The sequence below is a fragment of the Vibrio sp. HM8-C genome (genome assembly GCF_058630515.1).
The window spans coordinates 18,936-31,038 of the sequence record NZ_JBMMKS010000002.1; the positions used below are offsets into that span (position 1 = coordinate 18,936).

A 12,103-nucleotide genomic window follows, 5' to 3' on the forward strand; every position below is an offset into this window, starting at 1 on the left:
AGTCTCTCTGACAGTCTGTTCAATCAAAATCAACAAACCCGAAATCGAAAGGAAGAGGATATAAGATGTTTAAACGCTTGGCTTTGCTTTGTGTACTTGTATTCTCTTCCACTGTTCAAAGTACGGTTTCCGAGAACACTCTTACCCCTATCAGCTACGATATTCAGGTTCTTGAGAACAACAAGAAAGACTTGCAACACCTAAATCAACCTTTCACCACTCTTATTCGCAGAGCCGATAAAGCATTAGCTAATCCCGTTGACCCTGTGACTAACAAGACGTCGATGCCTGCCAGTGGCGATATACACGACTACTACAGTTTTGCTCCTTATTGGTGGCCAAACCCAGACACCGAATCTGGTTTGCCTTACATCCGCAAAGATGGCGAATTCAATTTGGAAACCAAGAGCTCTGCTACCGATATGCAAAGGCTCACCACTTTTGCTAACAATGTAAAGTTATTCGGATTGGCTTACTACTTCACCGACGATCAAAAATACGCAGATAAAGCGATTGAACAGCTCCGAGCATGGTTCATCAACTCGCAAACCAGAATGAATCCCAATATGAATCATGCACAAGCGATACCCGGTCGAGTTAACGGGCGTGGTATTGGCATCATTGATAGTCGCGTGTTAATTGGCGTTGTTGACGCTGTTGAATTGATAAAACCAGCGCTCAAAGAAAAAGATTATCAAAGCATTGTTGCTTGGTTTACAGAGTTCAATCACTGGTTGGTGTCTAGTGCTAATGGTATGGATGAAGAAAAGCAGCACAACAATCACGGAACTTGGTATGACGCTCAAGTAGTAGCGTTTTCTTTGTTTACCCACCAACCCGATATCGCCAAACAACGTTTGCAAATTACGAAAGCCAAGCGAATTGCAAACCAATTTGACCAAGACGGAAAACAAGATGCGGAACTCGCACGCACTCGCCCTTGGCACTATTCCAATTTCAACTTGCAGGCATACAGCTTACTCGGTATCTATGGAGAAAAGCTTGGGGTAGATATTTGGGGTTATCAGACAAATGGTATCGCTCTTGAAAATGGCTATCGGTACATAGCCCAATACGCCATTGCACCTGAACTATGGAGCCTAAAAGAGTTCAAAAACATCAACCCAAGCATATCGTATTCGAACATGCTGTATGCCAGCCATGCTTATGCTGACCCAATATTTAAAAAAGCGGTCACTAAGCTCAGCCAATCCAAAGAGAACCAATCAGACATAGCGAATTTACTATTTTGATTGATGCAACATAAAGAAATGATCCACAGGACCTCGCCCCTGACCAACACTTAACTTATCTGCGCTTGCTATGGTTTGAATGATGTATTGTTTAGCATGAGATACCGATTGCTGAAGGTCATACCCCTGCGCAAGAAACGAAGCAATTGCCGATGACAAAGTGCAACCCGTCCCGTGCGTATTGATGGTATCAATTCTCTCTGCGCTTAATTGATGAATCTTCTTCTGAGTGATAAGCAGGTCATCACTGTAAGATGACTGCTCTAAATGCCCACCTTTTAGTAATACTGCTGAAGTACCTAACTGCCGTAGAGACAAAACCATATCGTTAATTTCATCAGCATTATTAGGTTCGTCTAGACCAGTCAAAGCAGCCGCTTCAGGAAGATTAGGGGTAATAATGTCTGCAATAGGCAGCAGACATTCTTTCAGACTGGATATCGCGCTTTGTTTCAGCAACAGGTCACCGCTGGTTGCCACCATGACTGGGTCTAACACGATAAATTGTGGTCTGTATTGACGAAGCTTATCTGCAACCAAATGGATGATGTCGCTATCCGCTAACATACCAATCTTAACAGCGACAATATTTAGGTCTCCAAACACCGCATCTAGTTGGCTCTCTATATGTGCTAGAGGAATGGGTAGAATGTCAGTAACACCTAAGGTGTTTTGCGAAGTGATAGCCGTGATAACGGATGCCGCATAAGCACCTGTAGCAGAAATGGCTTTAATATCGGCTTGAATGCCCGCTCCGCCGCCACTATCTGAACCAGCAATGGTAAGAACGACAGGAATTAAACTGGATTTATACATAACTGTTCCTTCGGGGTATGACATACAGGAACAGACTCGCGCGCTCACATCTGAAGAAGATGGCAACACGAGAAATTCAATCGGGATGATTGGATTAGTTCCCTACGTCAGTATTAACTGAATCAGGTTCAACGGGTCTCGCAATGCGATCTCAGCCTTATGGCTCCCCGACTAATGGCGGACAGAATAACAATTATTTTGTCAGTTATGCAATTTATTACGAGCGCAGAGAATAAGTTACGTAATAGCGTCTATACTTTGCTGAGTAGAATTACACCGTGAGAACAAGTAGGCCGTTAACTCAGTTGGTAGAGTAGTTGACTCTTAATCAATCGGTCGCGGGTTCGAGCCCCGCACGGCCTACCAAAACGTTCTCTTCAGCTAATTAAAGCTACCCTTACTTGTGACGCTCTTTGAGCTTATTAATCACATCACTCATTGATAAACCTTGGTCTTGAAGTAAGACGAGCAAGTGATAGATCAAGTCCGCAGACTCACAAACTAATTCCGCCTTATCGCCCGACGTCGCCGCAAGTGCGACTTCAACGCCTTCTTCGCCCACTTTCTGCGAAATGCGTTTGGTGCCACGCGCATAAAGACTAGCGGTGTAAGAGGAGTCTGGATCGGCACTCTTGCGGGCAGCCAATAGCTGCTCAAGTTGATGAAGCCACACCATTTGTGACTCCTCTTGTGCATCACCATCCCAACAAGTTGTTGTGCCAGTGTGACACGTTGGGCCAATCGGATTTACTTTTACCAGCAAGGTATCTTGGTCGCAGTCCAAAGCAATATTTTTCAATTGCAACACGTTGCCAGAGGTTTCTCCTTTGGTCCATAGACGCTGCTTGGTGCGCGAATAGAAAGTGACTTGTTCTGTTTCCAATGTTTTCGCTAGTGCTTCTTGGTTCATGTACCCCATCATCAGCACTTGGCTTGAACCAAAGTCCTGCACAATCGCAGGAACAAGACCATCAACCTTTTCCCAATTAATTCGTTCCGCTAGGCTCATAGTCTCACCTCAACCGCTTGTTGTTTTAAATATTGCTTGAGTTCACCAATATTGATGATTTGTTTGTGGAATACCGACGCTGCTAACGCACCATCAACATTCGCTAATTTAAACGCATCTGCGAAATGCTCCATAGCACCCGCACCACCAGACGCAATCAAAGGTACGCGACATACAGATCGAACCATATTCAGTTGCTCTAGGTCGTAACCGTTACGTACACCGTCTTGGTTCATCATATTTAATACGATTTCACCCGCGCCACGTTTTTGCACTTCTTGAACCCAATCTTTGGTTTCCCACTTGGTTGCTTTAGTACGCGCTTCATCACCAGTGAACTGGTAAACCTGATACTTGCCCGTCTCTTTATCAAAATAGGAGTCGATACCTACAACGATACATTGCACACCAAACTTATCCGCTAGATTGGTGATCAGGTCTGGATTCGCTAATGCTGGCGAGTTAATCGATACTTTGTCCGCTCCGAATTCGAGGATGCGAGCAGCATCTTCGGCTGATTTAATACCACCAGCGACACAGAAAGGAATGTCAATTACCTCTGCAACTCGCGCAACCCAGCTTTTATCCACCACACGACCATCACTGGATGCGGTGATATCGTAAAACACCAACTCATCTGCGCCCTCTTCCGCATAACGTTTTGCTAGCGGAACGATGTCTCCGATGATTTCGTGATTGCGGAACTGCACGCCTTTCACAACCTGTCCGTCACGAACGTCCAAACAAGGGATTATACGTTTTGCCAACATGCGAACGCCTCCTCAGTGGTGAATTTACCATCCAGTAACGCACGACCAACAATCACGCCAGCCACACCACTACCTTTCAGCGCTTCAATATCCGCTAAACTACCGATACCGCCTGAAGATTGGAACTGAACCTGTGGGTATTGTTTGCAAAGGTCAACATACAGCTCAACGTTAGAACCGGCTAGCGTGCCGTCACGGGAAATGTCTGTGCAGAGTACATGTTTCAAACCGACGGTTAGATAATCGTCAATCAGTGCTTCGATGGTGACACCTGAATCTTCCTGCCAACCGGAAATCGCCACTTTGCGTGTACCGTCAGCATCGATGTTAATATCCAGCGCTAGCACAATTTTTTCTGCGCCGTATTTGGTCATCCAACCTTTCACTAGTTCAGGTTGTTTAACAGCCGTTGAACCAACCACAACACGCTGCGCGCCTGCTTCGAGCAGGTCAACCACGTCTTGCTCGCTGCGTACACCGCCACCAATTTGAATATTGGCTGGCGTACCTGCCAGTAATTTTGCAATCAGGTCTAACTGGCGAGCACTGGTATCTTTTGCGCCCGTTAAATCCACAAGGTGTAGCCAGTCAGCGCCAGCTTTGTTGTATAAATTGAATTGTTCAACTGGGTCGACTTTATATTCTGTCACTTGGCCGTAATCACCCTGATAGAGGCGTACAACCTGACCTTCAATTAAATCTAATGCGGGAATAATCATTTCTGTTCCTTATTCGACTTGCCGCTTTATCGCTTACAGCTTCCGTCTATTTTTTTAGAGCTCTAGGAAGTTCTGAATTAACTTAGAACCGGCTTTTGATGAACGCTCTGGGTGGAACTGAACACCGTAATAATTGCCATTTTGAATCGCTGCGCTAAATGGATTTCCGTAGTCACATTCAGCAATGGTGTAGTCACCTACAGGCATTGCAAAGCTGTGTACAAAATAGAAGTACTCGCCCTCTTCAATATCTTTGAAAAGAGGGTTGCCAGCTTTAGCCGAAACGGTATTCCAGCCCATGTGAGGCAATGGCAAATCACCGGTTTGCATTAAACGAACTTCACCTTCAACCAAGCCCAGACATTCAACGATATCATCCGCTTTCTGTCCTTTCTCTTCAGATAATTTACCTAGTAACTGCATACCTAAACAGATCCCTAGTAGCGGTTTATCTACCTTTGCCACCAGCTCAATAAGGTTACGCTCTTCAAGGTTCTTCATCGCTTCGCTGGCTGTTCCTACACCCGGTAAGAACAGCTTATCCGCAGCAAGAACCACTGCTGGGTCTTTTGAAATCGTCACTGGATAGCCCAAACGTTCAATGGCAAATTTCACTGAAGAAACGTTGGCACAACCCGTATCGATAATGACAACTTTTTGTTCATTCGCCATTAGAGAACCCCTTTGCTGCTTGGCAACTCATTTCCTTGTACTTGAATAGCCTGACGCAGTGTACGACCAAACGCCTTAAATAAGCTTTCAATGATGTGGTGGTCATTCTCACCAGTAGAAGACAAGTGCAGAGTGCACGCGAGTGTGTCAGTCAAAGAACGGAAGAAGTGGTAAACCATCTCTGTGGATAAATCGCCTACTTCTGGGCGACTGAACTCAGCGTCGAATTTCAAATATGGGCGACCTGACAGGTCTAATGCACATTGCGCCAAACATTCGTCCATTGGCAGTGTAAAACCAAAACGACCAATACCACGCTTATCGCCTAAGGCTTCTTTAATCGCCTGACCAAGTGCCAAAGCGGTATCTTCAACGGTGTGGTGGTCATCGATGTGCAAGTCACCATCCACTTTGAGCTTCAATTGGAAACCGCCGTGAGTCGCGATTTGATCAAGCATGTGGTCAAAGAAACCTAAACCCGTTTCGATTTGGTTACCGCCAGTCTCATCAAGATTAACTGCAACCTGAATGTCCGTTTCTTTGGTTTTGCGAACCACTTTTGCAGTGCGAGCTTTTACTGTTAGGTCTTTGACGATTTGTGGCCAGTTCATCGTTTCTGGATTGTACTGAATACCACGAATAGCCATGTTCTCTGCTAACTGTAGATCTGTAAGACGGTCACCAATCACAACCGATGATTTAAAGTCAACTTTGCCGCCTTGAAGGTAATCTTTCACCATACCTAATTTAGGCTTACGGCAAGAGCAGTTGTCTTTTTCAAAGTGAGGGCAAATCAACACATCATCAAACTTCACCCCTTGAGACGAAAAGATATCCATCATCATGTTGTGTGGAGCATCGAAGTCTTCTTGCGGGTAGCTGCTTGTGCCTAAACCATCTTGGTTAGTCACCATTACCAAACGGTAGCCTGCATCTTGCAGAGTCAACAAACTTGGGATAACAAAAGGTTCCAGTTTAAGTTTATCTAAACGGTCAACCTGAAAATCCACCGGTGGCTCAACAATCAAAGTGCCATCACGGTCGATAAAGAGAATTTTCTGTTGGGTGCTCATTGTAGAATCCTTTCTATTGGTAGTAGTTACGAATAAACGCGACGGTCTTTTCGCACTCTTCTCTATTGCCTACGCTAATACGCACACAATCTTCAATCGGTGAATTACGTAAAATAATGCCTGAATCCCATGCTGCTTTGAACAAAGCATCACCGTCTGGGAACTTAACTAACAAGTAGTTACCCCACCCTTCAAACACTTGCACACCACTTATCATGGACAGACCCACTTGCATATATGCACGGTTAGCGTTTAGGTCGAGCACTTGGTATTTTGCACGAGCAAGTCCTGCTTCAGACAATGCTTGAGTAGCGATTTCCGCAACAGGTACAGGTACTGGGTATGGTGCGATAACTTTTAGCAGCACATTGATCAACTCTTCATTAGCAAGAGTAAAACCACAGCGAAGACCTGCAAGAGCAAACGCTTTGGATAGCGTACGTAGGATCGCTAAGTTTGGATACTGTGCCAGCAAATCAACCGTAGATGCTTCTGGGCAGAAATCGATATAAGCCTCATCCATCACGACAATCGCGCGGTCTTTGGTCATCTCTAACAAAGAAACAATATCTTCACGTTTAACGAGATTGCCAGTTGGGTTATTTGGGCTACAAACAAACACCAACTTAACGTTTTCTAGGTTGGCTTCAATGTTGGCTAAATCTAGCTGCCACTCTGCAGTCAGTGGTACTTTCTTACGTTCAACACCAATAGTTTCTGCGCTGATTGCGTACATACCGTATGTCGGCGGGCAGAACAAAATCGCATCTTGGTTTGGTTCGCAAAATGCACGCACCAATAATTCAATGCCTTCATCAGCACCACGAGAAGTTAACACTTGCTCTGGTTTTACACCTGCGTATGACGCATACGCGTTGATGAGTTCAGGTGGCTGGCATTCGCTATAACGGTTTAAGCGAGCAAAATTTGTTTTGTATTCGTTGTTGAATGGCGATTCGTTAGCGTTTAGCCACACATCACCGCTTCCGCCAATGCGACGAGCAGAAAGATAAGGCGTTAATTGCTGAATTTGTTTACGAGCGAGTTTTTCCATGATGATTACGCCTTTTGTCCTTTATCAGTAAGGAGTTTCTCTATGCGGATAGTAACGGCACGTTTGTGTGCGTCTAAACCTTCCGCTTCTGCCATTTTTACAACTGTTGGAGCCAGTGATTTCAGACCGTCTGCGCTTAGCTCTTGAACTGTCATACGCTTACTAAAATCTGCCAAACCTAAGCTAGAATATGTGCGAGTGTAACCGTAAGTTGGTAGTACGTGGTTAGTACCTGATGCATAGTCACCTACCGATTCTGGAGACCAGTCGCCCAAGAAGATAGAACCTGCATTATCTAACAATGGAACAAGCTCACGAGGGTTCTTAGTCTGAACAATCAAATGTTCAGGACCGTAATAGTTAGAAATTGAAACTGCTTGGGTCAATGACTCTGCAATAATGATTAAGCTTGAAGCAAGCGCCTTTTGTGCAGTATCTGCGCGCGATAGCGACTTCAGTTGTTTCTGAACAGCATCCGCTACTTTATCGGCAACCACAGGTGATGGAGTCACTAGCACTACCTGAGAATCCGGACCGTGCTCAGCTTGGCTTAGTAAGTCAGCTGCAATGAAATCTGCGTCCGCAGTGTCGTCTGCAATCACTAATACTTCTGATGGACCTGCTGGCATGTCAATCGCAGCGCCACGGAAATCCTTGCTCACTTGACGTTTAGCTTCCGTTACATACGCATTGCCTGGACCAAAAATCTTATCCACTTTCGCTACGCTTTCAGTACCATAAGCCATCGCAGCAATCGCCTGACCACCGCCGACATTGTAAACTTCATCGATTTTACAAAGCTTAGCGACATAAAGAATTTCATCAGCGATTGGAGGTGGTGAGCAAAGAACCACTTTGCGACAGCCTGCAATTTGCGCTGGCACACCAAGCATCAATACGGTTGATGGTAATGGCGCGCTACCACCTGGAATGTACAAACCCACTTTATTGATAGCGCGAGTCACTTGCTCGCATACCACGCCAGGCATAGTTTCAACTTTAATAGGAGCCGGCTTTTGAGCCTTATGGAACTTGGTAATGTTGTTATAAGCCACTTCTAACGCTTGCTTCATTTCGTCATCAAGACGCTCACAAGCAGCATCGATTTCTTCCGCAGAGACGCGAATCGATTCTGGCTTACATTTATCAAATTTTTCAGTCAACTCTAACAGAGCCGAGTCACCTTCCGCGCGAACCTTTGCAATAACCTCTGCCACTGCCGCTGTGATGTTTGCACCTTCAGCGATAGCTGGGCGTTCCAATACAGAATCTTGCTGAGTTTCACTTAGCGATTGCCAAACGATCGTTCTCATCAGGGTTACTCCATCATCTTTTCAATTGGTAATACAAGAATAGAACTTGCACCAAGCGCTTTTAGCTTTTCCATTGTTTCCCAGAACAAGTTTTCAGCACTGACTAGGTGTACCGCTACGCGGGTTTTATCTGCAGAAAGTGGTAGTACGGTTGGGTCTTCCGCTCCAGGCAATAGCGCTGTGATTTGAGGCAACTTCTCTACTGGTGCGTGTAGCATGATGTATTTCGATTCTTTCGCTTGCTGCACGCCATTCATACGAGTTAATAGACGGTCAATCAAGGCTGCTTTATCAGGTGCAAATTCACCAGTACGTTGAATCAGTTTCGCTTTCGATTGGAAAATCACTTCCACTTCTTTCAAACCGTTTGCTTCAAGTGTAGCGCCTGTTGAAACTAAATCTGCAATCGCGTCTGCAAGGCCTGCACGAGGAGCAACTTCCACCGAACCTGTAAGCATACAAGTGCTGAAATCAATGCCACGCTCAGCCATGTACGCTTTGAGAAGTTGAGGGTAAGTGGTTGCAATACGTTTGCCTTTAAGATCCTGTGGTCCGTTGTATTCCACATCTTTATCAATGGCGATAGAAAGACGACAGCCGCCAAAGTCCATACGACGAAGGTCAACGAAATCGCTTGGTTGGTTTAAAGCAATACGGTCGTAGCGAGTTTCTTCTAACACGTTCTCACCAACAAAACCTAAATCAACCACACCATCCATGATTAAACCTGGGATATCGTCATCACGAACAAGAAGCAGGTCAATTGGCATATTTAGTGAGTGAACCACTAAGCGCTCACCCATCACGTTAAACTTAACACCACACTTTTTCAGTAAGTCTTGGCATTCGTCACTCAAACGACCTTTCTTCTGGACGGCAATTCTTAGGCGTTGTGTTTGCATTACATTCTTCCTTCGTAAAATATTGAAATCTTTAAGTTTTAATTAAGCTAGATAGTAAAAAACCCTTGGGAGATTGGTCTCCCAAGGGTCTAAAATCTTAAAAATACTTTGATTTAACCACCGGGAGATTCCTGTCTCCCGGGTATGCGTACATCTCCCGAAAGACTCTTAGGGATGATGGTGATGATGAATGTTCATTACAAAATTACGCATACTTAATTACACCGAATGTGTTCACTGGATTGCTTTCAACACTATCTAAGCTCGTCTCATTTTTCAACAAAAAATTTCACTTTTTGTCATCTTTTTCTTACTGCCGTTTTTTAAGCGTAAAAAAGGAGGCCTAAGCCTCCTTCAATCAATCGATATATCAGCTATCTGCTATCAACGATCAAGCCGCTTTACAGCTCAACATCTTTGATTTCGCTAGTGTGCTGAAAACAAAGCACACTGCAATGAATGCTGCCGTAGAAGCTGCTAGAGAAGCTAGCACAGATAGAGTCATACCAAGAACAACGAAACCAACACAAGATACACCAGCAACTGCTAAGGCATATGGAAGCTGAGTAGAAACGTGGTCAATGTGATTACAACGAGCACCCGTTGAAGACAAAATGGTTGTATCTGAAATTGGTGAACAGTGATCACCAAATACTGAACCCGCTAATACCGCACTCAACATTGGCAGCATTAATGCGATTTCAGTTGCACCAGCCATGTCGCCTGCAATTGGTAACATGATACCAAACGTACCCCATGACGTACCTGTTGAGAACGCCATAATGCCTGACAGTAGGAACAAAATAACTGGCAGCCAGTGTGGGTCAATATTGCCTTGAGCTAGAGATGAAAGGTACGCGCCCGTTTTCATGTCACCGATAACTGAACCAATTGTCCACGCGAAAACAAGAATTAATATCGCACCAAACATCGACTTAGCACCAATCCAAAGCGTACGTGCAATTTCAGTGATAGCGATTCCTTGTTTAACCACAGTGAATAGAGCAACCGCTAAACCAACTAAACCACCGTAAATCAGTGACGTACCAACATCGGTATTTTCAAACGCACCAAGCACATTGAACGCTTTACCATCGGCTGCCAGTGATTGGCCACCTGTGTAAAGCATAGAGCCGATGGTTGCGATAATAAGTAACACGATAGGGTAAATAAGGTCTGACACTTTACCCTTTTCGCTTTCACGGATATCAAGTTCATCGTTTAAATCACGAGCTTGCTCGTCATTCTCAGACATATCATCATCGAAACCTTGGCCCTGAGAAGCATTGATTTCGTGTTGGCGCATCTGACCAATATCCATTTGGAACCAAACAACGGCGAACACCATTAATAGTGCAAATACCGCATAGAAGTTCATAGGAACCAAACGAAGGTAAGCACCAAGCGCAGAATACTCAGTGATACCGTGTGATACTAGAATGCCACCAATGATGGTCATAATGTACGCGCCCCAGCTTGAAGCAGGCATAACAACACACATTGGTGCAGCAGTAGAATCTAGGATGTAAGCCAGTTTAGCGCGTGAGACGTAAAAACGGTCAGTAACAGGGCGAGAAATTGAGCCAACCGCTAAGCTGTTGAAGTAGTCATCAACAAAAATGAAAACACCTAAGAATGCAGCCAATAGCTTAGAACCACGCTTGCTTTTTACGCGAACCTGAGCCCATTCTGCAAATGCTCGAGTACCGCCAGAAAGCGTCAACAACGCAGTCATCATACCCAACAGCAATAAGAAGCCAACGATACTCATGTTCCAAGTATTCAGACCGCCATCTTCAATGAAGACGTTTGTAACTTTTGTGCCGATATAACCAATCGCATCACCTACTGAATAATCAGCAAGCAATAAAGCACCAAGTGCGATACCCATACCTAAAGACACCAGTACGCGGCGAGTAATAATAGCGAGGCTCAACGCCACTAATGCTGGGATTAGCGACAAAGGAGACGATGCAAAATCTAATAAATTCATGATCTTCAAAAACCAGTAATATTTCGGTTAGAGATCTACTGCAGACAAATCACATCGAAAAAATCAATGCGATTAATGTTGAACTAAGCGAAAGGGAAGTGAACACTCCACCCAACCCTACAGTAGCGCTCCATAGTTTAACAACAATATAGACTATGGCAGTGTTGCCCCTATTCGATGACAACCCCAGCTAGCAGCTTGATGGACGCACTAACTTCGGCGATATGGCCTTTCTCCGGTATTCATTGGCATCACCCCAATACTGGATACTTATCAATATCGCTCCTCTACGTCGGAGATAGAACAATTACCTACGCAATCTAGAAACTGCGTGATTATTAAACATACTCCGCTTTAGGTGTGACGTATTGTACTTAACAAAACTGTCAATGCAACATAGAATTTCATTTTTCATTACAACTAATATTCACAACATCAATGAATGCTATTTCATAAAGTAAATAGATACATTTTCAACTGAGATAAGCATTAATTGTATACATACGTTTTTAACCTGTTACTCTCTGCA

The 12,103-nt window shown here is 44.5% G+C and carries 11 protein-coding genes, 1 tRNA gene, 2 riboswitches and 1 other annotated feature; of the genes, 2 read left to right on the forward strand and 10 right to left on the reverse strand.

What is annotated here, in order from left to right:
- Positions 1-65 precede the first annotated feature (65 nt).
- The gene (locus tag ACOSVQ_RS03085) at positions 66-1,253 is read left to right on the forward strand and encodes an alginate lyase family protein (RefSeq protein WP_491981132.1); all 1,188 of its coding nucleotides are present in this window, start codon (positions 66-68) and stop codon (positions 1,251-1,253) included.
- Here ACOSVQ_RS03085 and thiD read toward each other — a convergent pair.
- The gene (gene thiD / locus ACOSVQ_RS03090) at positions 1,245-2,069 is read right to left on the reverse strand and encodes a bifunctional hydroxymethylpyrimidine kinase/phosphomethylpyrimidine kinase (protein WP_491981133.1); all 825 of its coding nucleotides are present in this window, start codon (positions 2,067-2,069) and stop codon (positions 1,245-1,247) included. The two genes, ACOSVQ_RS03085 and thiD, sit on opposite strands and share 9 nt — an antisense overlap.
- 82 nt (positions 2,070-2,151) lie before the next feature.
- Positions 2,152-2,249, reverse strand: a riboswitch (TPP riboswitch).
- 110 nt (positions 2,250-2,359) lie between these two features.
- On the opposite strand from thiD, the gene ACOSVQ_RS03095 reads away from it, so the two are divergent.
- Positions 2,360-2,435, forward strand: a tRNA-Lys gene (locus tag ACOSVQ_RS03095).
- Positions 2,436-2,466: 31 nt separating this feature from the next.
- On the opposite strand, the gene hisIE is transcribed toward ACOSVQ_RS03095, so the two are convergent.
- The 9 genes from hisIE to ACOSVQ_RS03140 all read right to left on the reverse strand — a co-directional run bounded on the left by hisIE (position 2,467) and on the right by ACOSVQ_RS03140 (position 11,574).
- Positions 2,467-3,078 carry a bifunctional phosphoribosyl-AMP cyclohydrolase/phosphoribosyl-ATP diphosphatase HisIE gene (gene hisIE / locus ACOSVQ_RS03100; RefSeq protein WP_042481952.1) on the reverse strand — a complete coding sequence of 204 codons (612 nt, stop codon included), beginning with the start codon at positions 3,076-3,078 and terminating at the stop codon, positions 2,467-2,469.
- On the reverse strand, positions 3,075-3,848 hold the full coding sequence (hisF, locus tag ACOSVQ_RS03105; RefSeq protein WP_102941652.1) for an imidazole glycerol phosphate synthase subunit HisF: 774 nt from the start codon (positions 3,846-3,848) through the stop codon (positions 3,075-3,077). Before hisF ends, hisIE begins: the two co-directional genes overlap by 4 nt.
- Positions 3,830-4,567 carry a 1-(5-phosphoribosyl)-5-[(5-phosphoribosylamino)methylideneamino]imidazole-4-carboxamide isomerase gene (gene hisA / locus ACOSVQ_RS03110; RefSeq protein WP_102941651.1) on the reverse strand — a complete coding sequence of 246 codons (738 nt, stop codon included), beginning with the start codon at positions 4,565-4,567 and terminating at the stop codon, positions 3,830-3,832. The genes hisF and hisA overlap by 19 nt, the downstream gene beginning before the upstream one ends.
- 54 nt (positions 4,568-4,621) lie before the next feature.
- Positions 4,622-5,239, reverse strand: a complete 618-nt coding sequence (gene hisH / locus ACOSVQ_RS03115; protein ID WP_165311698.1) for an imidazole glycerol phosphate synthase subunit HisH — start codon at positions 5,237-5,239, stop codon at positions 4,622-4,624.
- Positions 5,239-6,312: a bifunctional histidinol-phosphatase/imidazoleglycerol-phosphate dehydratase HisB gene (hisB, locus tag ACOSVQ_RS03120; protein ID WP_491981134.1), complete on the reverse strand. Its 1,074-nt coding sequence runs from the start codon at positions 6,310-6,312 to the stop codon at positions 5,239-5,241. The genes hisH and hisB overlap by 1 nt, the downstream gene beginning before the upstream one ends.
- 13 nt (positions 6,313-6,325) lie before the next feature.
- Complete coding sequence (gene hisC, locus ACOSVQ_RS03125; RefSeq protein ID WP_491981135.1) at positions 6,326-7,366, reverse strand: histidinol-phosphate transaminase; 1,041 nt, start codon at positions 7,364-7,366, stop codon at positions 6,326-6,328.
- A 5-nt stretch (positions 7,367-7,371) separates the two neighbouring features.
- On the reverse strand, positions 7,372-8,679 hold the full coding sequence (gene hisD, locus ACOSVQ_RS03130; RefSeq protein WP_491981136.1) for a histidinol dehydrogenase: 1,308 nt from the start codon (positions 8,677-8,679) through the stop codon (positions 7,372-7,374).
- A gap of 5 nt (positions 8,680-8,684) precedes the next feature.
- Positions 8,685-9,581 (reverse strand): ATP phosphoribosyltransferase, encoded by an 897-nt coding sequence (gene hisG / locus ACOSVQ_RS03135; RefSeq protein WP_491981137.1) that lies wholly within the window; start codon positions 9,579-9,581, stop codon positions 8,685-8,687.
- A 53-nt stretch (positions 9,582-9,634) separates the two neighbouring features.
- Positions 9,635-9,771, reverse strand: a sequence feature (His leader region).
- A 201-nt stretch (positions 9,772-9,972) separates the two neighbouring features.
- Positions 9,973-11,574 (reverse strand): Na+/H+ antiporter NhaC family protein, encoded by a 1,602-nt coding sequence (locus ACOSVQ_RS03140; RefSeq protein ID WP_491981138.1) that lies wholly within the window; start codon positions 11,572-11,574, stop codon positions 9,973-9,975.
- 115 nt (positions 11,575-11,689) lie between these two features.
- Positions 11,690-11,872, reverse strand: a riboswitch (Lysine riboswitch).
- Between the last annotated feature and the right edge of the window lie 231 nt (positions 11,873-12,103).

Bases quoted from the DNA above. Each gene is read 5' to 3' on its own strand.
- ACOSVQ_RS03085 (WP_491981132.1), top strand. From the start codon at position 66: ATGTTTAAACGCTTGGCTTTGCTTTGTGTACTTGTATTCTCTTCCACT.
- thiD (WP_491981133.1), bottom strand. From the start codon at position 2,069: ATGTATAAATCCAGTTTAATTCCTGTCGTTCTTACCATTGCTGGTTCA.
- hisIE (WP_042481952.1), bottom strand. From the start codon at position 3,078: ATGAGCCTAGCGGAACGAATTAATTGGGAAAAGGTTGATGGTCTTGTT.
- hisF (WP_102941652.1), bottom strand. From the start codon at position 3,848: ATGTTGGCAAAACGTATAATCCCTTGTTTGGACGTTCGTGACGGACAG.
- hisA (WP_102941651.1), bottom strand. From the start codon at position 4,567: ATGATTATTCCCGCATTAGATTTAATTGAAGGTCAGGTTGTACGCCTC.
- hisH (WP_165311698.1), bottom strand. From the start codon at position 5,239: ATGGCGAATGAACAAAAAGTTGTCATTATCGATACGGGTTGTGCCAAC.
- hisB (WP_491981134.1), bottom strand. From the start codon at position 6,312: ATGAGCACCCAACAGAAAATTCTCTTTATCGACCGTGATGGCACTTTG.
- hisC (WP_491981135.1), bottom strand. From the start codon at position 7,366: ATGGAAAAACTCGCTCGTAAACAAATTCAGCAATTAACGCCTTATCTT.
- hisD (WP_491981136.1), bottom strand. From the start codon at position 8,679: ATGAGAACGATCGTTTGGCAATCGCTAAGTGAAACTCAGCAAGATTCT.
- hisG (WP_491981137.1), bottom strand. From the start codon at position 9,581: ATGCAAACACAACGCCTAAGAATTGCCGTCCAGAAGAAAGGTCGTTTG.
- ACOSVQ_RS03140 (WP_491981138.1), bottom strand. From the start codon at position 11,574: ATGAATTTATTAGATTTTGCATCGTCTCCTTTGTCGCTAATCCCAGCA.